The sequence below is a fragment of the Sorangium sp. So ce367 genome, from assembly GCF_051520455.1.
GTDB classification, from domain to species: domain Bacteria; phylum Myxococcota_A; class Polyangia; order Polyangiales; family Polyangiaceae; genus Sorangium; species Sorangium cellulosum_B.
Map to the genome: position 1 here is coordinate 1727925 of NZ_CP150334.1, position 23345 is coordinate 1751269.

19 protein-coding genes are annotated in these 23345 nt (G+C 68.5%); 12 read left to right on the plus strand and 7 right to left on the minus strand.

What is annotated here, in order from left to right; all coding sequences use genetic code 11:
* Nucleotides 1-329: 329 nt before the first annotated feature.
* Nucleotides 330-704, minus strand: coding sequence for a hypothetical protein (locus tag WME97_RS06695; RefSeq protein WP_437550369.1), 375 nt, complete (start codon nt 702-704; stop codon nt 330-332).
* A gap of 263 nt (nt 705-967) precedes the next feature.
* On the opposite strand from WME97_RS06695, the gene WME97_RS06700 reads away from it, so the two are divergent.
* The 6 genes from WME97_RS06700 to WME97_RS06725 all read left to right on the plus strand — a co-directional run bounded on the left by WME97_RS06700 (nt 968) and on the right by WME97_RS06725 (nt 6209).
* Complete coding sequence (locus tag WME97_RS06700; protein ID WP_437550371.1) at nt 968-2233, plus strand: MFS transporter; 1266 nt, start codon at nt 968-970, stop codon at nt 2231-2233.
* A complete protein-coding gene (locus WME97_RS06705; RefSeq protein ID WP_437550373.1) occupies nt 2214-2735 on the plus strand; it encodes a GNAT family N-acetyltransferase in 522 nt (173 codons plus the stop codon). Before WME97_RS06700 ends, WME97_RS06705 begins: the two co-directional genes overlap by 20 nt.
* The gene (locus WME97_RS06710; protein WP_437550375.1) at nt 2707-3816 is read left to right on the plus strand and encodes a TOMM precursor leader peptide-binding protein; all 1110 of its coding nucleotides are present in this window, start codon (nt 2707-2709) and stop codon (nt 3814-3816) included. The genes WME97_RS06705 and WME97_RS06710 overlap by 29 nt, the downstream gene beginning before the upstream one ends.
* A 185-nt stretch (nt 3817-4001) precedes the next feature.
* Entirely contained in the window at nt 4002-4916 is a 915-nt protein-coding gene (locus WME97_RS06715; RefSeq protein ID WP_437550377.1) for a hypothetical protein, read from the plus strand.
* Nucleotides 4906-5343 (plus strand): hypothetical protein, encoded by a 438-nt coding sequence (locus WME97_RS06720; protein ID WP_437550379.1) that lies wholly within the window; start codon nt 4906-4908, stop codon nt 5341-5343. The genes WME97_RS06715 and WME97_RS06720 overlap by 11 nt, the downstream gene beginning before the upstream one ends.
* The gene (locus WME97_RS06725; RefSeq protein ID WP_437550381.1) at nt 5340-6209 is read left to right on the plus strand and encodes a hypothetical protein; all 870 of its coding nucleotides are present in this window, start codon (nt 5340-5342) and stop codon (nt 6207-6209) included. Before WME97_RS06720 ends, WME97_RS06725 begins: the two co-directional genes overlap by 4 nt.
* A gap of 70 nt (nt 6210-6279) precedes the next feature.
* On the opposite strand, the gene WME97_RS06730 is transcribed toward WME97_RS06725, so the two are convergent.
* Entirely contained in the window at nt 6280-6987 is a 708-nt protein-coding gene (locus tag WME97_RS06730; RefSeq protein WP_437550383.1) for a DUF3455 domain-containing protein, read from the minus strand.
* 387 nt (nt 6988-7374) lie between these two features.
* On the opposite strand from WME97_RS06730, the gene WME97_RS06735 reads away from it, so the two are divergent.
* Nucleotides 7375-9459: a PEP/pyruvate-binding domain-containing protein gene (locus WME97_RS06735; protein ID WP_437550385.1), complete on the plus strand. Its 2085-nt coding sequence runs from the start codon at nt 7375-7377 to the stop codon at nt 9457-9459.
* A gap of 11 nt (nt 9460-9470) precedes the next feature.
* Entirely contained in the window at nt 9471-10415 is a 945-nt protein-coding gene (locus WME97_RS06740; RefSeq protein WP_437550387.1) for a lamin tail domain-containing protein, read from the plus strand.
* A 97-nt stretch (nt 10416-10512) separates the two neighbouring features.
* Here WME97_RS06740 and WME97_RS06745 read toward each other — a convergent pair whose 3' ends face one another.
* From WME97_RS06745 to WME97_RS06755, 3 genes are all read right to left on the minus strand, one after another.
* Nucleotides 10513-11646 (minus strand): YncE family protein, encoded by a 1134-nt coding sequence (locus WME97_RS06745; protein ID WP_437550389.1) that lies wholly within the window; start codon nt 11644-11646, stop codon nt 10513-10515.
* A 271-nt stretch (nt 11647-11917) separates the two neighbouring features.
* On the minus strand, nt 11918-12589 hold the full coding sequence (locus WME97_RS06750) for a bifunctional 4-hydroxy-2-oxoglutarate aldolase/2-dehydro-3-deoxy-phosphogluconate aldolase (protein ID WP_437550391.1): 672 nt from the start codon (nt 12587-12589) through the stop codon (nt 11918-11920).
* Nucleotides 12586-13674: a PfkB family carbohydrate kinase gene (locus WME97_RS06755; RefSeq protein ID WP_437550393.1), complete on the minus strand. Its 1089-nt coding sequence runs from the start codon at nt 13672-13674 to the stop codon at nt 12586-12588. Before WME97_RS06755 ends, WME97_RS06750 begins: the two co-directional genes overlap by 4 nt.
* An 831-nt stretch (nt 13675-14505) precedes the next feature.
* Between WME97_RS06755 and WME97_RS06760 the strand changes: the two genes are divergently transcribed.
* The 4 genes from WME97_RS06760 (at nt 14506) to WME97_RS06775 (ending at nt 19227) form a co-directional block, all read left to right on the plus strand.
* Nucleotides 14506-15489, plus strand: coding sequence for an amidohydrolase family protein (locus tag WME97_RS06760; RefSeq protein WP_437550395.1), 984 nt, complete (start codon nt 14506-14508; stop codon nt 15487-15489).
* 195 nt (nt 15490-15684) lie between these two features.
* On the plus strand, nt 15685-16698 hold the full coding sequence (locus tag WME97_RS06765) for a zinc-binding alcohol dehydrogenase family protein (RefSeq protein WP_437550396.1): 1014 nt from the start codon (nt 15685-15687) through the stop codon (nt 16696-16698).
* A gap of 53 nt (nt 16699-16751) precedes the next feature.
* Nucleotides 16752-17882, plus strand: a complete 1131-nt coding sequence (locus WME97_RS06770) for a mannitol dehydrogenase family protein (RefSeq protein ID WP_437550398.1) — start codon at nt 16752-16754, stop codon at nt 17880-17882.
* A 31-nt stretch (nt 17883-17913) separates the two neighbouring features.
* A complete protein-coding gene (locus tag WME97_RS06775) occupies nt 17914-19227 on the plus strand; it encodes an MFS transporter (RefSeq protein WP_437550400.1) in 1314 nt (437 codons plus the stop codon).
* Nucleotides 19228-19325: 98 nt separating this feature from the next.
* Here the strand turns inward: WME97_RS06775 and WME97_RS06780 are convergent, their stop codons facing one another.
* Both WME97_RS06780 and WME97_RS06785 read right to left on the minus strand, forming a co-directional pair.
* The gene (locus WME97_RS06780) at nt 19326-20813 is read right to left on the minus strand and encodes a UxaA family hydrolase (protein WP_437555330.1); all 1488 of its coding nucleotides are present in this window, start codon (nt 20811-20813) and stop codon (nt 19326-19328) included.
* A 202-nt stretch (nt 20814-21015) separates the two neighbouring features.
* A complete protein-coding gene (locus tag WME97_RS06785) occupies nt 21016-23325 on the minus strand; it encodes a family 43 glycosylhydrolase (RefSeq protein ID WP_437550402.1) in 2310 nt (769 codons plus the stop codon).
* Nucleotides 23326-23345: the final 20 nt, after the last annotated feature.

Sequence of the window (23345 nt, forward strand, 5' to 3'; positions counted from 1 at the left end):
ATGCGAGGCCCGCGAGGGACGACGGCCGAGCTGGGCCATCCGACCCTCGCGTACCCGACCCGCTGGCGCGTGGGGCTGCGACCCGCACGCCGGCGTCCTCGCGTTCGAACAGGCGTAATGACCGGACCAACGCATGGGACGCGAGACATCAGCCGACCAACAGCACATTTTCGACGCTTCCAAACAAGGAATGAAGAGTCTAGCTTGAACGCTTAAGGCGAACGCTCCTAGCGAAGGAGGAAGAGCCGGAGCTTCCGACGTGTTCGTATGAGGCAAGGTGAACGCGCAGCGTGCGTTCACGACAAGAGACCACTTCAGTAGACCACGCATCACCGCGGCAAAACGCCGTTTCTTACAGACCACACGCATGACGCGTAAAAGGAGAGGTAACCCAGCATGAAGATCGTCATCAAGAGCGCGGGCTCGGTTCGCAACGCGGGCTCGGTTCGCAACGCGGGCTCGGTTCGCAACGCGGGCTCGGTTCGCAACGCGGGCTCGGTTCGCAACGCGGGCTCGGTGCGGAACGCGGGCTCGGTTCGCAACGCGGGCTCGGTTCGCAACGCGGGCTCGGTTCGCAACGCGGGCTCGGTGCGGAACGCGGGCTCGGTGCGCAACGCGGGCTCGGTGCGCAACGCGGGCTCGGTGCGCAACGCCGGCTCGGTGAGGAACGCGGGCTCGGTGAGGAACGCGGGCTCGGTGCGCAACGCCGGCTCGGTCCGTAACTAGCGACCGCGACTACAGGGACATTGGTCGCGCCGCGGCGGCGATGAACTCGCCTCCGCGGCGCGCCGCCGTCACCAGGACAATCACGACCAGGCGCGATGACGTCCCTCGTAGCGCAGCCCATCATTGACCACCTGTCTTCCATGGCGGATCGACGTGCACCGTGAGGGCGAGTTGCCGTCCATTTTGCGCTTGAATCGACCTCGATGGATTGATAGTGTCGACACGTCCCAATAGGAACTCCATGTCCACCGTGTCAGAGCACATCGACATCCCCCTCGCCCCTGCGCCGCCGCCGAGGATGGGCCGATTTCTCGCTCTCGACATGCTCTTCGAGGGCGGACGAATGTTCGTCGGCGCAACGTCGGTGCTCTACCTCCTGTCCCGGGGCTTCCAGCTGCAGGACATCGCGACGTTGAAGTCGGTCCAAGCGGCCGTGATTCTCGTCGGCGAGTTTCCTACTGGTCTCGTGGCAGACGTGGTCGGGCGGCGGCTTAGCCTTGCGCTCGCGCTGCTGCTCGGCGGCGCAGGGTTCTTGCTCTTTTTCACTTGCGATACCTGGGCGTGGTTCTGCGTCGCTGAATGCCTGACCGCCCTGTCGCTCTGCTTCTGGTCCGGCTGCTACGAGGCCTACGCCATCGACTCGTCGGGGCTCGCGAGCTCACCGCAGCACCTCGATCGCTTCTTTTACCTCAACCAGACGTGCAACAGCGTTGCGGTCATGGCGTTCGGCTTCGCTGGCGGGCTCATCGCAGCCCGCGGCGTGGGGCTGCCATACCTGGGCGCGGCGCTCACCTTCGGTGCCGCGATGGCATGGCTCGTGTTCGCGCTCCCTCGCGACGTGCAGGGTTCTCGCGTCGCGGCGGAGCACACGCCGCTCCGTGTGCACCTGCGCAACGCCTTCGCCGACGGCATCCTGCGGCCGGCCGTGCTGCCGCTGTTCCTCGCGAGCCTGCTGGTGCAGCTCGTGATCCAGCCGATCCTCCACTACTGGCAGCCGCTCTTCCAGGAGCTCGATCCTTCCGTCGAGACCACTGCCCTGGGCACGACCTTCATCGCTTATGCCGGCGCCTCCGCCGTGTTCGGGTCCGTTTACGCTGCCATCGCCAAGAGAGCGTGGGTACGCAGCGCGTCGTTCATGCTGACGCTCTTCATGAGCTTCTCCGTCCTGTACATGCTCGTCGGCCAGATGCGCGCCTGGCTTCCCGCGCTCGTCGTGTTCTGCTTGCTCCAGGGCAGCCTTGCCTCGGTGCGGAGCTTCCTGAGCGCCCGCATCAACGAGCGCATCACCTCCTCGTCGCGCGCATCGGTCCTGAGCTCGTTGAGCCTGTTCTCTCGCGTCGGCATGATGGGCGCCCTCGCCATCATCCACTGGCAGCTCTCGGGCCGGGACGGCGAGCGTCTATCTGTCGTGAACCTCTACAACCTCTTCTCGACCGTATCCATCGGGTTGTGCGTGCTCATGGTGATCTTCCTGCTCGTGGTGAAGAATGACAAGAAGCGTACATGAACTGGATGTCTCACTGCGTCCGCTCTGCGCGGGTGATCTGGACGCATTCATGACGTGGGCGTCCGACCCTGAGGTGACTCGCTCATTGTTCTGGGACAGCTACCAGGACCGTGAGCTTGCCCGCCGCTTCCTCGCAGACGTCGCTGAATCACACCCGTGGTTCATGGCCATCTGCCTGGACGCTACGCCGGTCGGCGCCATCACCCTCGACCGCCGGTCCGGAGCGGCGTCCTGCAGGGCGGAGCTGGGGTATGTCCTCGCCCGCAGACACTGGGGGCGGGGTATCACGACGAGGGCGGCCTCGCTCGCGCTCGAACGAGGCTTCTCCGATCTGGGCGTGGCGCGTATCGAGGCCTATGTCGATCCGGACAACGTCGCCTCGATGCGCGTCCTCGAGAAGGCCGGCATGGTCCGGGAAGGGCACCTGCGATGTTATCTGATGCACCGGGGAGCGGTGCGGGATAGGTATCTCTATGCAAAATGCAACCAAAGCACGCAGTGAGCGCGCATCGAGGCTTCAGATCCCACGCTACCTCGGGCTGGAGCGCGCTGAAGCGACGCGAGACGGAGCTGTTCAGCTCACGCTGGGTCACACGGATCGGCTGCGAAAGGAGCTCACGCTCGACAGCGAGGGGCTCGACTTCCTGCTCGGCTTTCTGAAGCCCACCACGCTCTCCTCAGCGGCTCGGCGCGTGCGCGAGCGCCCCGCCAAGGCGCAGCGGCTCGGACGAGACCTGAAGTCCGCGGGCATCCTGCGCCCGGCCAAGCCCGTTCCAGAGCGCTTTCGCCGGTACGATCGCCATCTTCTGTTCTACGATCTCGCGGGCGCCGACCCGGTCGCCGTGCAGGCCAACCTCGCGCGGCGGCGCGTCGCGCTGGTGGGCATGGGCGGAATCGGCAACTGGGTCTCGATGGCGCTCATCGGAGCCGGCTTCGGCGAGCTGCGGCTCATCGATTTCGACGACATCGAGCTCAGCAACCTGACCCGTCAGGTGCTGTTCACGGAGAAGGACGTCGGGCGACCCAAGATCGACGTGGCAGCGGAGCGGCTGGCCGAGCGAAACCGGGGCACGCTCGTCCGTCCGGTCCCGCTCAAGGTGAGCAGCGCGCGAGAGCTGAGCGCCGCGCTGAAGGGCGTTCACTTCGTCGTGCTCTCTGCGGACCAGCCAGCCACCATCCACGAGTGGGTCGATCTCGCCTGCGTGAAGCGACGCATCCCCTATGTGAACCTGGGATACCGCGACGCCACGGGCGTCATCGGGCCGATGACCGTGGCGGGGCGGACGTCGTGCTACCACTGCTTCAAGCCGCGCTCCGAGAAGCGCCGGGCCAAGGGCGGCGCGCGCGACATGGCGGAGCTGCACGAGGCGCTCAACCGTCGCTATCAGGCGCCGTCCTTCGGTCCCGTCAACGCGCTCGTGAGCTCGATCGGCGCGCTCGAGATCATCAAATATCTGGGCGGCTTCGCCGAGTGTGCTTCGATGGGCACCGAGCTCACGGTGGATCCGTTCACGCTCGAGATCGACCGCCGCGCCTACCGCCGTGATCGCTCGTGCTGGAACTGTGGCCACATCGAAGCATGAAGCGTTCGGTCCATCGCATCCAGGCGCGGAGCGTGAGGGACTTCCGCTGGCAGCGCGGTCGTCTCATGTTGACGCGAGCGAGGTTGGAGGCGAACTTCTGGCAACGGACGGCTTCCGGGCACGTTCGCAGCGGGACGGCGGACGCCCCGTCTGCCGGCGGGCTGAGGGCTCCTGCGCTTTATGAGGTGGCCAGCGACCTCGCCCGCTCCTTCGACGCCGTGCGCCTGGAGCTGCGTGACGAGGTGCGCGAGCTCCGCCGGCCCGCCCGACCGCCGCTGCGGCGCAGGAGCGCGTACCTCGATGTCTCTCGCGACGGCGAGAGCTACTCGTTCCTGAGCGTGTGGGACCGCGGCAGTGCCCAGCGCGTGCGGCGCTGGGCGCAGGCGCTCGTGGAGCACCTGGACCTGCCCGCCGCGAACGCAGGCGAGCTCGACGCGGAGGTGCTCGAGCTGCGGCCTCCCGCGTTCGGCTACCTGCTGCATGAGGCGCTGGGCCACCGCCTCGAGGGGGACGACCATGTCGGGCCGATCGTCTGGCGCCGGTTCAAGGCGCTGAGCTTCGATGTCTGGGATACGCCAGGTCATCCGGAGTGGATCGGCTTCACGCCCTGGGATGACGAGGGCACGTCGGGCCGGCCCGTCCGGCTGCTCGCGGGTCGCGACGGGCGCCAGGAGCTCCTCCGTGCGGGGACTGGCAATCTGCGGGCGGTCGACGCCTCATGGCATCCCCTGGTCCGCCAGCGCTGCCTGGAGGTGCGGCCTCTCTGCCCTGGCAGGCCGCCGCCTCGGCGCTCGGCGCTCGTGATCGGAGACATCGCCGAGGGTTCTTTCCACGGCGATCACGTCGTGCTGCGCTCGAGCCGCCAGCTCCTGCGCCAGCGTGATGGCCGCGTCCTCCGCCTACCGCCGCTGCGGCTCACCCTGCCGCTCGACGTCGTGCTCGGCTTCTCCCACGACGGCGACGTCGAGGTGTGGAACCCCGGCGCAGGTTGCCACAAAGGGTTGCAGCGCGGGCTGCCGGTGACGTTCTCCTGCCCGTCCGCCTGGCGAGCGATCTCGGACGATCATGAAATGCAAGTCGAGGTGCTCGGTGAAACCTAGCCTTCGCGCGGCGTGGGGCTCGCTGCTATTCCTGGGGATCGTGGCCTTGCAGACCGGGGCCAGCGCGACGCGCGAGAGCCTTTACCCGCTCAACGCCTATCGCATGTTCGATCGACACTGGCCCGACGGGATCGTGATGGAGCGCGTCCTCTACGTCGACGAGCACGGACGCCGTCATCGGCCGTGGGACGTGGTGCACGTGCCGTTCTTCCAGGCAAACCACGCATCCTACGCCACGTTCCTGGATCCGGCCCCGCCGGAGCAGCGCGCGGATCTCTGCCGTTCGGTCCTGGCGGGTCGCTTCCGCCGGCTCTCGATCGTGGCCGAAGAGGTAGAGTTTGTCCGGTCTCCGAGCGGCGCCATGACCGAGAGGGTCGTGCGCTCCGAGGAAAAGTACGTTTGCGCCGTCGAGGGCTCGGCGCCGTGAGCGCCGCGGAGCACCTCTGGCGGCGGTGGCAGGAGTTCCTGCTCCACGCCCCGGCGTCGCGGTTCCTGGACCGGTTCCGGTTCGTCCTTTATCCGTACGGCCTGTGGGAGGTCTGGCGGTGGGACTGGTCGTTCTACACCGCGATGAGCCCGCACCTCTATCGACCTATCGGCCTCGCTGCGGTCCTCGGCCTCCCGTTCCCCTCCCACGGGGTGCTGCTCGGCGTCAAGCTCATCGCGACGCTCTGCGCGGCCGCGGCGCTCTTCAATGTGGCGTTCCGGCTGGCTGCGTTCGGGTTCTTCGCCAGCATGCTCCTCCTGGACGCGTGGCATAACATGTTCGGGTTCGTCGACGCGCGCATCCATGTGGTGTGGCTCTGCGGGCTCATGGTGCTGCATCGGCCTGGCGCGCGGTCCGACGCGTGGGCGTCCAGCGCGTCGTTCCGCTGCATGGAGCTCGTCGTGGTTCTCGTGTACTTCCAGTCGGCTGTCGCGAAGCTCATGCGATCGGGCTGGGACTGGGCGCTCGAGGGGACCACCATGCAGATCGCCATGCTGAGGCAGGGAGAGCCGCTCGGTCTCCTTCTGGCCCGGTCAGCGGAGATATCACGCGTGTTCTCCTGCGCTGCCCTGCTGATGGAGCTCGCGTTCATCCTCTATTTCCCGGTGCGCGGCGCGCGCAAGTACCTCCTCGGCGTGGCGCTGCTGTTCCACATGGGCACCCTCGCGACGCTGAGCATCGACTTCAGCCACCTGTGGGTGTTCCACGCCGCGGTTCTGATGCTTGGACGGGAGCTCATCATGGATGTCCGCCCGACCGCGCAGCCTGACGCTGGTGCCCCGGCTGCACAGGTCTCGCGGGCGTGACGGCACGCCACAGCGTGCAAATGACGGCGCCGTTCACGGCGGTGGACGCGCAGCGAACGGCCGAGCGAGCTCACGGGTTCGCGTAGAAGTAGTAGGTCGCGCTGTAATCGATGCGCGCTTCGGCGCCATCGTGCGCCTTGTCGCAGCCGTCCGCCGGAGCTTTGCCGCCCACGGTCTCGACGCGCTGAATCCACGCGACGTGGCTGAGCACGCCTTGCCCCTCGGTCGACTTGATCTCCAGGAGCAGCCAGGGGATCGCGGTGGCGTCGGGAGCATCGACCTTGGCCTTCATGGCACCGACGATCTTGCTGCCGTCTGCCGCTTCCCACGTCGGGCCGCCGTAATGCTTGCCGAGCGTCTTTCCTGCCTCGTCCGAGAGCGTCGCGTCGGGGGCTTTGAGCGTCCATTCGAATTTCGCCTTGGGCTCCTTCTTCTTGCCGCACACGTAGATCTGTGCGCCCTTGGCGTTCGCCTTCAATACGAGGTTGGCCGTGCTCGGCGCCTTGATTGCATCGGGTGTTTCGGGGGGCGCCAGCCTGGGGACGCTCGCAGTCGCTGCGGGCTCGGCCGCGGGCGTCGTTTGCAAAGGTGCCGGCGGCGCGGGCGCGGCGGGCGCGGGCGCTTCGGCGCTCGCGAGCGGTTCGCTCGGCGGCGCGCTCGAGGCGCTCGGCGTCGAGCCCGCGCAACCACAACCAACGACGATGAGTCCAATCGCATAACGCGCATTCATGATGAATTCCTCTCCGATCGCGGCGGCACAGGGGGCCAGGAAATCCAAACGCGATCCGAAAGTCAATCGCCTCGTGGTGGCAGTCCGACCGCACAGCCACGCTGCATGCGCTGGCGCAAATTTCTTGACAAGTTGAAATGGGTTTGCGCGGACTATCTTCCCAATCGCCGAGGAGGACGGCGGGTTCTCGCTGGTGGCGCCAAGGGGCTCTGTGCCATGACGGCCGCGGCACACTCCGCGACGCGGATGTCGCGGCTGCGGCCCTTCGAGCGCCGCTTCCGGTAGCGACCAGCGCGGCCGCCGGCCTGGCATCACGCTTGCTCGGCTCCGGCCACGTCGGGGAGGGAAACCCAATCGATGCAACCCAGGACCTCGGCGCGAGTATCGGTCTTGCTTTCGGCGGTCGCGTTGACCGCATGTGGCGATTCCTCGGCCGTGAACGCCGCCGGCGCGGGGGGAGCGCCGGGGGCTGACTCGGAGTATCTCACGGAGCTCGTCACGCGCGACGACTACACTTCCCTGGCAGGCGAGGGCGCGGAGGTGAAGTACCTGGCGATCGTCGACGGCCGCGGGCCTCCGGCGGTGTTCGCCGGCGCAGCGTGCCTGTTTCAGAATACCGACGACCACCCGTACCATTTGCAGTTCCTTCGTACCTTCCCGGAGTACGCGGCGCTCGCGCCGGAGCGTTATGCGGACATGGTGCTGCGCCGCGCCAGCCGCGTGATGTGGGGCGGCGGCCTGAAGCTCTACCCGGCCACGCCCCATCCTCTGACCGGAGCGGCGGGCGTGCTGGCGTACACGGTCTACAGCGAAGCCGCGCCCGATGAGCTCCTGACGGTCGACGACATCGTGCAAGCCGACCGGCGGCTCAAGGGGTGTAGCCCGTTCGCCGAGCGCTTCCTGGTGTTCTCACCGGATGGATCTGCCCAGACCGCGGCGGTGCAAGCCATCGCCGACGAGCTCGTGGCAGCAGGCGTCGCGCTGGTCGACCCGGATGCGCTGTTGAGCGGGCTGTCCGCCGAGACGTACAGCGAGGGCGAGGCGTACGGTTACCTGAAGATCGTGGACGGCGTCGCCGCAGGCAGCGCCGGACCGCGCGACGTGCTGGTGATCGACGCGGCGCCGAGCGATCTGGGGCTGGTCGCCGGCCTCGTCACGCGGCAGCCGCAGAGCCTGGCCAGCCACGTGAACCTGCGCCTGCGCGAGAAGGGGATCCCGAGCGCCGCGGTGCCGGGCGTGTTCGACAACAGCGTGCTCCGCGCGCTGGCCCATGGCCTGGTCCACCTCACGGCCCGGGGAGCCCACGTGGAGATCGAGCCCGCGCGCCTGGAGGACGCCGAGGCGTTCTGGAGCGCCCGCCGGCCGCCGCTCGGCGATCCAGCCGCGGACCTGGAGGTCGCCTCGCCGGCAGCCCTGGCCTCGCTCGGCTCGGCGGATGTCGCGGCGTTCGGCACCAAGGCCGCGAACCTCGGAGAGCTGTCCCGGATCCTGCCCGAGCAGAACCGCGTGGACGGCTTTGCGATTCCGTTCCGCGCCTATGCAGATTTCATGGAGCGGCGCGGGTTCAACGCCGAAGTCGCGGCGCTGCTGGCCGATCCCCGGGTGTTCACGGACGCCGATACCAAGCAGCGCCGCCTGTCGGAGCTCCGGGGCCGCATGCGCGCCGCCGAGCACTTGCCCGAATTCGGCGAGGCGCTCGAAGCGGCCGTTCGCCAGGCCCATGGCGCCGCGGGGCTGGTCACCCGGCTGCGTTTTCGCAGCAGCACCAACGCCGAGGACCTGCCGGGTCTGTCGGGAGCTGGTCTCTACGACTCCCGGAGCGGCTGCCTGGCCGACGACCTCGACTCGGACACGCTGGGACCGTCGGCCTGCTTGAGCCCGGAGCACGAGGCCTACCTGCGCGCCGAGCTCGAGCGGCGAGAGCTCGAGCTCGCCGAGCACCCTGACCGGAGCCATCTGCTGCCGATCATCGAGGATCTGGAGCAGGACTTGACCGAAGAAAAGAGCGCCTTGCTCGCGGTGCGCCGGGTCTGGGCCAGCTTGTGGAACGAACGCGCGTTCGACGATCGCGAGTACTATGGCATCGATCACACCAAGGTGTTCATGGGCGTCGCGGTCCACCCCACGTTCGTCGGTGAACGCCTGGAAGCCGTCGCGCTCACGGGGCTCGAACCCGACGCGCCGGAGCCTCTGTATCGTGTGGTCAGCCAGGTGGGAGAGGTCGGCGTCGCCGAGCCGCTGGATCCTACCGCCAGCCCTGAGATCCTGACGTTCCGGCGCGCTGCCGGCGGGTCGCCGAGCGAGGTCACGCTCGTGTCACCGTCCTCGCTGGCGGCGGGCGGCGCTCGGCTCTGGTCCGATACCGCGTTGAACGAGCTGGCGGGGCTGTTGTTCGTGGTGCAGGACCATTTCGCGGCCAGCGTGTATCCGAGCCTCGCCCCGCTGTCGCTCGACGTGGAAGTGGACGTCACGATGGACGGGCGCACGGTGATCAAGCAAGCCAGACCCTACACGCCATGATGGAGCCAGACATGACCTTGAAAACGATCCTGTACGGCCTCGGGTTCTCGCTGGCGTGCGCCGGCTGTCCCAGCTCCGAGCCGGGGAACGGAGCGAGCGCGGGCGGAGCCGGCGGAGCACCGCCGGACTCGAGCGACGCGCTGTGCGGCGAACGTCCCGGCGGCCGGCTCGGCGCGACTCACGTGCTGCGCTTCGAGACCTCTGACGGGCGCGCGGTGGTCCAGCTCAGGCGGACCTGGGAAGACTTCGGTGCCGGCGAATCCTCCTTGTATCGATTGGACGGTTTCAGCGTATCGCTCGACGGAACGACGGCGTGCGTCACCGAACCGAGCCGCCTCGAGTACGTCAACAGCCATCATAACTGGGCAGACGTCGCGCGAGCCGACGCGGGCACGGCTCGCTACGAGCTCAAGTTCGATCTCGGCGCTCCGTTCACGTTCAGCGCCTTCGCCGCCGACGGCTCCGTGCTCGTCGACGCCGTCCCGATGATCTCGACCGGCAGCCCGGCGTTCTGTTGGGGGTGTCCTGCGCCGCTGGCCGTGTCGATCTCGGAGGTCATGCTCAACAACACGAGCACGCTGGCGGATGAATCCGGCGAGTACGAGCCGTGGATCGAGCTGTTCAATCCGTCGGCGGAGGACGTCGATCTGACGGGCTGGACGCTGTCCGACGACTTCACCGAGCGCGGCAAGTGGCCGCTGCCCGCCGTCACCCTTCCGCGTCACGAGGTGCTCGTCCTGTTTGCCGACGGCGACACGGACCAGGGCGAGCTCCACACGAGCTTTGCGCTCGATCCGAGCGGCGGCGAGCTCGTGCTGACGGCACCCGGCGGGGTGAGCGATGGCGGCCTCGTGCTCGAAGCTCAGGCACCCGGCGTGAGCCTGGCCTACCAATGGGCCGCGAACGGCTACGTCGTCGGGCAGCCGACCCCCGGCGTGAAGCCGCCGGAGGAATGATCGCGCCTTCACGCCGGACCGTGCTGGCCCTGCGCGCGCGGCCACGCGCTCGCTCCCGGGACCCTGCCCGCCGGCCGAGCTGGGGCATGGCTCGGCGTCAGCGAGGCGAGGATCGCAGGATGAGCAGGCGGCCGTCCGCCGTCCCAGCTCCGCCAGCGTCGTCGAACTCGGTGAGCAGCAGCGCCTCTCCGTATCGCATTGCGGCGTGCGGCGACCTCAAGCCCTCGGGGGCGGCGAGGACCGCGCGGACGGTCAGGTCCTCCGGGTCGAGCAGCCACGTGCGACCCGATTGGCCCACGGCGATGACCTCGTCCCCCGTCTGCCGGAGCACGGAGACGGGCTCGCCGAGCGCGACCTCGTGCGTGGCTCTGCCGCTCGCCGGATCCAGACGGACGACCCCGGAGCGCACATCCGTGAACACCGCGCCCGGGCCGGCGGCGATGCGCCGGTGGAGGTCGCCGATGTGGAGATCGTCGCGCGGCTCCAGCGAGGTCTGGTCGACGACGCTCACGTCTCCATGGCCGTGCGCCACCCAGATCCGGCCGTGCCCGACGGCGAGCGCGAACGCGTCCCGGCCGAGCGCGGGCGAGCGGCGTTGAGCTCCCGTGGCCGGATCGATCCGCACGACCGAGGAGTCCGTCGAGCTCCCCTTGCTCCAGAGCAGCACCCAGAGCGCGTCGTCCGCAACCACCATGTCCTGGGGGGAGTCGGGCAAGCGCGCCAGCGCGCGGGCACGCGCCGTCTGCCCGTCGATCACCCGGACCGCCTGATCGGTGTGGCTCAGCGTGTAGACCACCCCCGCGGGGGACGCGACCACCTGCACCGGGAGCCGGCCAACCGCCACGTGCGCCGTCACCTCTCCTCGCTTCAGGTCGACGCGCGCGACGCGCCGGTTCCCGCTCTCCGCGACCCACGCCGTGTCGCCGACGACCGCGACGCCTTCAGGCCACTTGCCGATCGGGATCGCCTTGTCGACGGTGAGCTGCGCGGCGACGGGCGCCGTTGCGCGCGGCGGCTCCTCCGGGGCGGCGGCGGGCGCGCCCTGCGCTGCAGAAGCCGCCGGCGCGACCGCCGGCGACGCCGGCGGCTGGGCTTCCTGGGATGCAGCGGCCGCCGGCGGAGGCGCCGTCACGGGCGCCGCGCCCGAGCAGCCCGCCAGCGTCACGGCCATGATCGCGAGGGCCCCTGGCCATCGGTGGAACGGGCGGCGAGCCGCGCGTGTACGCTCCATGGACTGGCGCTCTCCTTAGCTCTCGGATGTAAATGCGGTACGGCGATCTCGACGACCTGTACTGGGCCTGTCAGCTCTCTAGTGGCAATTGCGGCGTTCGCAACCAGCAACGTCGCAAGCGCGAGCACGAGGGCCACGCCGCGAGAGCTCTCGGGCACCCGAGCGTCCACTCTGGCACGACGGACGAGCTGCACGGCCACGCGGAGGGGCTGCACCACCGCCGGCGGGTGCCGCGTTTGCCCCGCCGAGCGCTGCCCGCCGGGGCTGTTCTCTACGCCCGCGCGCCGCTCTTGAGCTCTGCACGCGCGGCGCTGACCACGGACATGAACTCACGCGCGCGCTCCGTGAGGACCTCGTCCTTGCCCGCCGCCAGCGCCGCGGCGTCCACGAGCTCGCCGCCGACCCCGAGCGCCACGGCGCCGGCCTCGATGAAATCCCTGGCTGTCGTCAGGTTGACCCCGCCGGTCGGCATCATCTTCACCTCCGGGAGCGGCGCGCGCAGGGCGCGCAGGTACTTCGCGCCCCCCATCGCGGAGCACGGGAACACCTTCACCGTGTCGGCGCCGGCGTTCCACGCGGTGATCACCTCGGTCGGCGTGAGCGCCCCCGGGAAGACCGCCCTCCCGAGATCGTGCGCCGCGCGGATGACCTCCAGGTCGAGCCCCGGGCTCACGATGAACTCGGCGCCGGCCTCGATGCACGCGCGGGCCGCGTCCGCGGTGAGCACGGTGCCGGCGCCGACGAGGACGTGGTCCCCCATCCGCGAGGCGATCTCGCGCATCACGGACAGGGCGCCGGGGACGGTCATCGTGATCTCGACGACCTCGATGCCGCCCGCGCAGAGCGCGCGAGCGGCCCGCACGGCGAGCTCTCCGCTCGGCGCGCGCACGACGGGGACGATGCCGATGTCCTCGATGCGGCGGACGACTTGCTCCCTGTTCATCGCTCGATCCTCGCGCCGGCTCCGCTCATGGCCCTCCGTACCTCGGCGAGCGACGCCATGGAGGTGTCCCCCGGGGTCGACATCGCCAGCGCGCCGTGCGCGACGCCGCACTCGAGCGCCCACTGCGGGCTCTGCTCGGCCAGGAGGCCATAGATGATCCCCGAAGCGAACGAGTCGCCGCCGCCCACGCGGTCCAGGATCTCGATGTCTCGCTGCGGGACCTCGTGGAACTCGCCCTTGTAGTACAGGACGCCACCCCAGCCGTTCACGCTGGCGGTCCTGGCCGTCCGGAGGCTCGTGGCGACGACCGAGATGTTGGGGTACGCCGCGACGACCTCGGAGATCATCCGGCGGAAGCCGCTCGTGTCGAGCTGGCTGTAGCTGCTGTCCACGCCGGAGACCTCGAAGCCGAGGCCGGCGACGAAGTCCTCCTCGTTGCCGAACACGCAGTCGACGTACGGCATGAGGGCGCGATTGACCTCGCGCGCCCGCCGCTGGCCGCCGAAGTTCTTCCACAGCGAGGGCCGGTAGTTGAGGTCGTAGGAGATCCGCACGTCATGCGCGCGCGCGACCTCCATGGCCTCGTGCGCCACGCCGGCCGTGGTCTCCGATAGAGCGCAGAAGATGCCGCCGGTGTGGAACCAGCGCGCGCCGCGCTCGCCGAAGAGGGCCTTCCACGGCACGTCGCCGGGCCTGAGCTTGGACGCCGCGCTGTGGCCGCGGTCCGAGCAGCCGGCGGCCGCGCGGGGCCCGAAGCCGCGCTCGGTGAAGTTGAGGCCGTTGCGCACGTCCCGGCCCACGCCGTCGTAGTCGACCCAGCGCAGGAAGGACGTGTCGACCCCGCCCTGGAGCATCAGGTCCTCGATGAGGCGCCCGACGGCGTTGTCCGCGAGCGCCGTGACGATGGCGGTGCGGAGCCCGAAGCAGCGCCGGAGCCCCCGCGCCACGTTGTACTCGCCCCCGCCTTCCCAGACGTCGAACGTCCGCGCCGTGTGGACGCGGCGCTCACCCGGGTCGAGGCGCAGCATCACCTCGCCGAGGCTCAGCTGGTCCCACTGGCAACCCTTTGCACTGCGAATCTGCATCTTCTTCTCCTCGACGGCTCATCCAGCCGCCGTCGATGGATAAGTTGTTGAACTGGTGGGGCTGTTCGGCAAGGCTCTCAACACAGCCTCCGATGCCCCGTGCCGTGCGCGTGGGAAGCGAGCCGGCAGCGTGAGGCGCCGGGCTGCGACTACGTTGGAAAACTTGTCGAACAGTTCTCCAGCGTCGCTTCTCCAGGGTTGGTGATCGATCCCGAGCCCAGGGATGAAGGGCCGCCGCGCAGGATGGCCTGTTCAGGGGAGAGCGAAAAAAAACCCCAAGGCAAATTGTGAACGTTCACATACCGGGTGTCAACCAAATTGGATCGGCGCGACGCCATGCTCGATCCCGATGGGCGCGCAGCGGCGGCCGGCCGCGGTGCCCATGACCCGGGTCGAGGAGATGGCGGGTCGCCGTCGCGCCGTCGCGTTGGTCGACGGCGACCACCGGGACCGAATCGTCCAGCCCGCCCGCGACAGCCGTGATCCCAGATGCTCCTTACAGGGATAGGCCCTTGACCGGGGGCAAGCGGATTGGAAATTGGAATCTACATCGAACATCACCGGGGCCCGGTGTCTGCCTCTCTCGCCGCGGCGCTCCGGAGGAGGCTTGCCCGCCACCCGAGTCCGAGCTCGGCCTCAGCGGCGGATTGGTGTTGACATCGTTCATGTGAACGTTCACATTAAAGGCCTCCTTATTCCGCTTTGCCATGAGGGGGTCGTCATGCGCAGCGACACCTTCGCTATCGGGATCGCGTTCGGCACCGACTCCAAAAAGACTCCACCATGAAAATACTCACGAGTATTCCGACGACTTTCGCCAAGTTGTGCCTGATGATGACGCTCTCGCCGCTCGCGGCGTGTGCGTCGTCCTCCGCGACCACCGCGACGCCACCCGAGACGGCGGGCGACACGAGCAAAGCGGCGGCACCGCTGGCCGTGCCGGCGGAGCAGCGGCGGCCGATCCTCGACACGCACATCCATCTCTACCAGGTCACGCGTCCGGGCGGCGTCGTTTGGCCGGAAGCCAAGCAGAAGCCGATCTACCGCGACGTGTTGCCCCCGGAGTATGAAGCCGTCGCCAAGCAGAATGGCATCATCGGCACCGGCATCGTCGAAGCCAGCCCCGCCGTCGACGACAACTTCAAGGTCCTCGAGATGACGAAGGGCAACGACTTCTTCAAGTTCCTCGTCGCGCAGCTCGAGATCGGCTCGCCGAGCTTCAGCGCCGATCTGGCGCGCCTCGCCGCGGACCCGCGCGTGGTCGGCATTCGCGGCTTCCTCTGGAGTCCGAAGCTGACGCTCGACGCCAAGCAGCTCGCCTCGCTGGAGGAGCTCTCGGCCAAGGGCATGACGCTCGACATCATCAGCCGCGGCGCCCTCAACCCGAAGGACAAGGTCGAGGCGCTCGCGACCGCGGTGCCCAAGCTCCGTATCATCATCGACCACCTGGCGGGCGCGAAAGGGCCGACGCCGGATCCGGCCTGGGTCGATGCGATGCAGCGGCTGGCCAGGCACCCGAACATCTACATCAAGTTCTCGTCGTTCTTCGACATGTACAACCCGGCCGCCACCGAGGACGATCCCTGGAAGGCGCCGACCGATCTCGCGGCGTACAAGGCGCACTTCGATGTGCTGATGAAGGCCTTCGGCGAAGACCGGCTGATCTGGGGCAGCAACTGGCCCGTTGTCGACATGGGCGGCAGCCTCGCTTCGGAGATCGAGGTCGCCGAGCGCTACCTCAAGGAGTTTGGTCAGGAAGCACGTGACAAGGTCATGTACAAGAATGCGCAAAAGTTCTACGCGCGTCACCCCTGAACAGCGGCGTCCCGAGCGCCACGGCGAAGGCGGCGCCCGCCGCCCCGCTCACGGATCGTGAAGCAACGCCACGTCGCTTCGGCTTCGGCCCTTCGACATGGCGCTCTGTCCCTTGGCAGAACGAAGCGGCCCCGGCTGCGGAGCGCGCCGTGAAAGCCGCGAGTGAACGAAGTCGCTCAGTGAGGCAATGACAGCATGAAAGCCCTGACGATCACGGGTCCGTCGGTTGCACAGGTGAGCCAGATCCGCGAGCCCAAACCCGCGCACGATGAGGTGTTGATCCGCGTGCAGCGGGTCGGTCTGTGCGGCTCTGACTTGAACACGTTCTTGGGCAAGAACCCGATGGTGACGTACCCTCGGGTGCTGGGGCACGAGGTGGCCGGCACCATCGTGGAGCTCGGCTCGGGCGTCGAGGCGGACTGGCGCGTCGGTGCCGACGTCACGTTCACGCCGTACACGGCGTGCGGCGGGTGTCCCTCGTGCCGCGCGGGACGGCGCAACGCCTGCCGCGACAACAAGACGATGGGCGTACAGCGCGACGGCGCGCTGACCGAGCTCGTGGCCGTGCCGTACCAGAAGCTCTTCACGTCACGGAAGTTGAGCCTCACGGAGCTCGCGCTCGTCGAGCCGTTCTCGGTAGGCTTTCACGCGGCGGCGCGAGGGCGCGTCGAGGCCGAGGAGACGGTGCTGGTGATGGGCTGCGGCGGCGTGGGGCTCGGGGCCATCGCCGGCGCGGTGAGCCGCGGCGCGCGCGTGATCGCGCTCGACACGCAGGAAGAAAAGTTCGCGCTCGCCAGGGCGCTCGGCGCGCGGGAGGCGGTGCTCGGGGACGCCGATGCACGCCAACGCGTGATGGACCTGACGAACGGCGACGGGCCGGATGTCGTGATCGAAGCCGTGGGCGCGACCGCGACGTACCGCAACGCGGTGGAGTGGGTGAAGTTTTGCGGCCGAGTCGTGTACATCGGGTACGGCAAAGAGCCGGTGAGCTACGAGACAAGGCTGTTCGTGATGAAGGAGCTTGACATCCTCGGCTCGCGCAACTGCCTGAACGAGTTCTCGGACGTGATCGCCTTCTTCGAGCGACGCACGTTCGACCCGAACATCCTGATCTCGAAATCGATCCCCATCGAAGGCGTTCCCGAGGCGCTCGCCGACTGGGCTGCCCACCCCGGTCGAACGTCCAAGATCATGGTGGGCATGTCGTGAGCGCACACGAGCCTCGCGCGGGTACGCGCCCGCTGAGCCACCGGAGCACTGACATGGGCAATCCGATTCTTCAGTTCGGCACGAGCCGGTTCCTGCAGGCTCACGCGGACCTTTTCATCTCGGAGGCGCTCCTCGCCGGCCGCGCGCTCGGGACGATCACCGTGGTGCAGACCACGTCGAACCCCGAGAGCCGCGCGCGCATCGACGCGCTGCGCGCGCAGGGGCGTTACCCCGTGCGGATCCGCGGGCTGCGCCGCGAAGGGGTCGTCGACACGACGACCGAATGCGGCTCGATCACGGAGGCGCTCGACGCGAACACCGATTGGCCGCTCGTGCGCGAGCGCTTCGCGAAAGATGCGCGCGTCGTGATCTCGAACACGAGCGACAGCGGATACGTCTGCTCGCCCGAGGACACGGCGAGTTTGCTGGCGCCCGGCGCGGGCGTGCCGCGCGGGTTCGCCGCGAAGCTCGTCGTCCTGCTGCGCGCGCGCTTCGAGGCGGGCGCCGCGCCGCTCACGCTGCTGCCTTGCGAGCTCGTCTCGAACAACGGTGACACGCTGCGTGCGCTCGTCGCCGGCGTCGCGCGCCAGTGGGGCGCCGACGCCGCCTTCCTGCGCTACATCGAGCACACGTGCATCTGGGTGAATTCGCTCGTCGACCGGATCGTCTCCGAGCCGATCCGCCCCGTCGGCGCGATCGCCGAGCCGTACGCGCTCTGGGCGATCGAGCGGCGCGAGGGAATGGTGCTGCCGTGCCAGCATGAAGCGATGATCGTGACGGACGACCTGCTCCATTACGAACGCTTGAAGCTGCTGTTGCTGAACCTCGGGCACACCTACCTCGCCGAGCGCTGGCAGCTCGACGGGCGCCCTGCGGATGAGAACACGCTGCGCGCGATGCGCAATCCGGCCTTGCGCGTCGATCTCGAGGCGCTCTGGCGCGACGAGGTGGTGCCCGTCTTCGATGCGCTCAACAAGGGGGCTGCGGCGCGCGCCTACCTCGACGAGGTGCGCCAGCGCTTCCAGAACCCATTCCTCGATCACCGGCTCTCCGACATCGCGCGCAACCATGGCGAAAAGAAGCGACGCCGCTTCGGGCCCGTGGTCGAGCTCGCGCGCGAGCTCGGCCTGAACCTCGATCAGCCCCGGCTGCGCGCGGCGCTCCGCACGGCCGTGCCCGCATGAGCATGTGCGGCTGCCCAAAGGAGGCATGCAGATGAGAAAGATGCGTTGGGTCGTGCTTTTTCTGTGCTTTCTCGCCGTCGCCATCAACTACATCGATCGCGCCAATCTGGCGGTCGCGGCGCCCCAGATCGAGAAGGAGCTCGGCATCGGCCCCGCCCAGATGGGGTTTATCATGAGCGGCTTCTTCTGGACCTACGCGCTCATGCAGATGCCGTTCGGCTGGTTCGTCGATCGCGTGGGCGCGCGCATCGCGCTGCCGATCGCCGTCGGCTGGTGGTCGCTCTTCACCGCGGCGACCGCCGGCGCGTCGAGCGTCGCGGCCATGTTCGGCTACCGGTTGCTGCTCGGCGTGGGCGAAGCCGGCGCCTACCCGGCCTGCGCCAAGCTCGTGAGCCAGTGGTTCAAGCCGCGCGAGCGCGCGCTCGCGACGGGCATCTTCGACAGCGGTGCGCGCGTCGGCTCGGCGCTGTCGATTCCCCTCGTCGCGCTCATCATCGACACGCTCGGATGGAAGGCGGCCTTCATCATCACGGGCCTGTTCGGCGCGGTGTGGATCCTCGGCTGGGTCGTCATCTACCGCAGCCCCGCACATGGCGACATGACGGGCGAGAAGGACGTCGTGCACGCAGCGCCCGCAGAGGACGCGCAGAACAGCGTGACGTGGGCGTCGCTCTTCCGCCATCGCACGCTCTGGGGCATGATGCTCGGCTTCTTCTGCCTCAACTTCACCAACTACTTCTTCATCACGTGGTTCCCGAGCTACCTCGTGCAGACGCGCGGCTTCTCGCTCAAGTCGCTCGGCACGCTCGGCATGATCCCCGCGCTGATGGCGATCCCGGGCGGCTGGATCGGCGGCTTCGTCTCCGACACGCTCTATCGCCGTGGCTGGAGCCTCACCGCCGCACGCAAGACCTGCATGGTCGGCGGCATGCTGGTGTCGTCGGCGATCACGTTGTCGGCGTTGACCTCCAACATCTATCTGATGCTCGCCTTCTTCGGCATCTCCTACGCGAGCCTCGCGTTCGCCGGCGCCAGCATCTGGTCCCTTCCCGGCGACGTCGCGCCCACGCCGCGCCATGTGGCTTCGATCAGCGGCATCCAGAACTTTGCGTCGAACCTGGCCGGCATCGTCATCACGACGTTCACCGGCGTGATGCTCTCGCTGACCAAGGGATCATTCACGATCCCGCTCGTCGTGGCGGGCGGCTTCTGCCTGCTCGGCGCGTTCAGCTACCTCGTCATCGTCGGCAAGATCGAGCCGCTCCAGGTCGGGTCGGCGCCGATCGCCGCGAGGTACCCCAGCCTGGATATCGACCGAGATAGTTCGCCTACCAGCGCAGGATGAGATCGTCCATCCGGCTCGGTCACCGGAGGCGGCCAGGCGGACCGTTCGACGTGCGGCGGAACGAGGCCGAGCCCTGGCCTCCGACAGGCGCTTTCGGCTCAGAGGGTGACGCCCCGCTTCCAGAGTGCGATCTCGCGCTCGCCGTTCTCCTCGGCGCGGGTTGGACGGCCCGAGGCGGTGGCCAGCACCAGGTCCATCAGGGCGTCGGCGGCCGTGTCCATGGATTCGCCCGAAGCGATGCGGCCGGCGTCGAAGTCGATCCAGCGCTGCTTGCGCTGGGCCAGGCTGGAGTTGGTGGCGAGCTTGAGGGTCGGCGCGGGGAAGCCGAGGGGCGTGCCCCGGCCGGTGGTGAAGAGGATGACCGTCGCGCCGGCGGCCGTGAGCGCTGTGGACGAGACCGCGTCGTTGCCGGGGGCCTCCAGCAGAGCCACGCCCGGCGTGCCGCGGATCTGCCCGCCGTAGTGGACCACCTCGGTCACCGGGGCGCGGCCGGCCTTCTGCACCGCGCCAAGGGACTTCTCCTCCAGCGTCGTGATGCCGCCGGCGATGTTGCCGGGCGAGGGGTTCTCCGACACGGGCTCGCCGTGGGTGATGAAGTAACCCTTGAAGTCGTTCACCACGCCGACGATGCCCTCGTAGACCGCCTCGCTCTCGGCGCGGGTCATGAGCAGGCGCTCGGCGCCGAAGATCTCCGGGATCTCGGTCAGGATGGCCGAGCCACCGGCGGCGCAGACCTTGTCGGCGATGCGGCCCACCAGCGGGTTGGCGGTCAGCCCCGAGAAGCCGTCCGAGCCGCCGCACTTGAGGCCGATCACCAGGTCGGAGACGGGGCAGGGCTCGCGGCGGTCCTGCTCGACGATCCTCACCAGCTCCTCGACGGCCTCGAGGCCTGCCTCGAGCTCGTCCTCGGCCGTCTGGGCGGTGAAGGACCGCAGGCGATCGGGATCGATGTGCGCGGCGCTCTCGAGGAGCGGGCCGAGCTGGTTGTTCTCGCAGCCAAGGCCGATGATCAGCACTCCGCCCGCGTTCGGGTGGCCGGCCAGGGCCACGGTCATCCGGCGGGTGGCCTCGAGGTCGCCCCCCAGCTGGGAGCAGCCGAAGGGGTGGGTGAGGGCATAGACCCCGTCCACCCGGCCCTTGAAGCGTTTGTCCGCCTCGGCGGCCACCTTCTGGGCGGTGCGCGAGACGCAGCCCACCGTCGAGAGGATCCAGATCTCGTTGCGGGTGCCCACCCGCCCGTCCTTCCGACGGTATCCCATGAAGGTGCGGTCTTCGATGGCGGGGAGGGGCTCAGGGTTCGTGGGCTCGTAGGCGTAGGTGTCGAGGCCGGAGAGCGCGGTGGCCAGGTTGTGCGTGTGCACGTGATCGCCCGGCTGGATCTCCACTGTCGCCCGCCCGATTGGCCAGCCGTACTTCCGCACCAGCTCGCCAGCGGCCATCGCGCGCAGCGCCACCTTGTGCCCGGCCGGGATGTCGACGCGGGCGGTGATCGCGTGGGCCACCGAATCGCCGGCGGCCAAGCCGCGCACGGCGACGGCCACATCATCTCGAGGATCGATCTGCAACAGGGAGGCTGCCAAGCTCATTTCATTCATGGTAACCAGTGTCGTTTGGTACGGCAAGCCTGCGTGACGCCGCAAGGACGCATGTCGCGAAGAACCACCATGGCCAGTCCGCTGAACCTGCACAAAGACCGCCTGTCCCCGCCCGAGCTCGCGGCGCGGGGCATCGCGCGGCGGCTCCGAGCTCCCCACCTCGCTGCCCGTGCTCGATTCCTCCGCGAGACAGTCAGTCGCCGATCGTATTCGCGCCGTTCAGGAGCGGTACGCCGAAGTTCGGCGTTCCGTCTGCATTCCATTCCAGCCGCTGGACGCGCGTGTGACGGTTCGGGTCGTAGAGCGGGTCCCCCGTGATCTTCTCGTAGTTCCGCGCGTGGTACACGAGCACGTCGATCGATCCATCCGCCGAGGTCGTGAACGAGTTGTGGCCCGGGCCATACAGCCCGTTTGCGCTGACGAACACTGGATCCTCGTTCTTCGTCCACGAGCTGGCGCTCAGCAGGTCGTCCGTCGCGCTCGCCGTGAGCAGGCCGAGGCAGTAGCGGTCGTCCGTCGCGCTCGCCGAGTAGCTGATGAAGACCCGCCCATTCCGCTCGAGCACGGCAGCACCTTCGTTGACCGCGAACCCCGCCGTCTCCCAGGCGTGCTCGGGTCTGGCGATCCGCACGCTGGGCCTGGCCAGCGTCCACGGGTTCACCATGGCCGCGATGAACAAGCTGCTGTTGTCGCCCGCGACGCTCGGGTCCTCCTGCGCCCACACGAGATAGCGCTTGCCGTCGCGCTCGAACGTCGTCGCGTCGAGCGCGAAGGTGTCCGAGTCCGTCACGATCCGCCCTCGCTCGGTCCACGTCCCCTCCATCGGGTTGGCCGATGAGCTCTCGAGCACATACATGCGAATGGCCCAGATGTCGGTCGAGCTCCCGGCGGCGAAGTAGATGTACCACTTGCCGTCGATGAAATGTAGCTCGGGCGCCCAGATGTGCGCCGCCATCGGGCCGGTCGCGTGCTTCGTCCAGACGACCTTCGGGGTCGCGCTGGCCAGGCCTCGTATCGTGGTCGCGCGCCTGATCTCGATGTGATCGTACGTCGGCACGCTCGCGGTGAAGTAGTAGTACCCGTCCGTATGCCGCTTGATGTGGGGATCGGCGCGCTGCGAGATCAGATAGCCGAGCGGTTCGAGCGCGAACGACGCCTCCGCGCTCTCGACCGCCGTACCGTCGAGCACGTGCGCATGGATCTGGTAGTTCAGGTGCCGGAGATAACGTGTCGCGTCCGAGTACCACTGCAGCGAGACCATCGTTGGATCCCCGTTCAGCGCGGGCACGATCCGGAACGTGGCGTCCCTCCGGAACGCGGTGGACTCCGTGAACACGTCGATCCACAGAAGGTGACTCCTCTCTTCGGGTGGGGTCTCCCAGAGCCCGCTGGCCCGGTTGGACGTCTCATCCTGCAGCGGGTACCGGGTCGAGTTCATGCTGTCGACGTGCAGGTAGCGACCGCCGAAACCCACAGGCTCGAACGACACCAGCGTCGGATCATCCGGGTTCGCCAGGCCGGGCACCACTCTCCACTGGAAGTCGGCAGGAAGCTGGTTGTTCGCCCTGTCGTCGAGGTCGGTGATCATCGCGTGATAATAGGAGTGCGCGACGTAGAGCGGAGCGTCCGCCTTGTGCGTCGTGCGAAGCTGGTAACCCCCTCCGGCGTCGTCATCGAGATTGGAGAGCTCGAGAACAGCGGGGGCGGCGAGGGCCGCATACTCCGGGTCCTCGCTGGCCGGTGCGTCGAAGACGACGCGTACGGGCTGAGCTCCGTCGGCCTGCCAGTCATCGACGCTGCTCAAGGTCACGGTCTGCGCCGTGCTCCAGTTCGCCTCCGTGAACGTCAGGTCCGCATGGCTCAGCGTCGCCTCGGTCGTGTCGCTGACGCCGAGAGTGATCGTCACGGGCGCGCTCGGCTGCGATGCGAGGAGTACGGTGAATGTCACGGGCGCGCCGCGCTCGGCGAGGGTCCCCGACGGGTCGCTGACGACGATCGCTGCCGTCCCTGGAGCGTCGTCGTCCGTGTTCGTGATGTCAGCGGACTCCGCGACGAGGCCGTCGCACGCTGGGTCTGCAGAGACCGAGGGCCCGAGGCGGACGCGGAAGATCTGATCCCCGTCGCTCTCCGCGTCGTCCACCCCCGTGACCGTGATCTCCCGAGGGACGCTCCAATCCTCCACCGTGAAGGAGAGGGTCGCCGGTGAGACGGCGCCTTCGGTCGCATCCGAGCTCGAGACCGGCACCGTGATCGGCGCGCCCGGCGCGCCGTCGAGCGCCACGCTCACGGTCACCCGCCCGCCGGACTCCGAGGTGCTGAGCGCTGTGCCCGCCGTCATGATCCGCAATGAATTGGTCGACGCGTCCGGCGCATCGGTCGAGGGCCCCTCCGAGCACCCGACCACCACGAGCAGCGCGGCGAAGGCGAAGGCTGCCGCCGTGAGCGCGACGCGCGGCGCAGAGAGGGAAGTGCACTCTGGAGGGGAAGATCTCGGTGCGCGCATGATAAGGGGAAACTCCACCC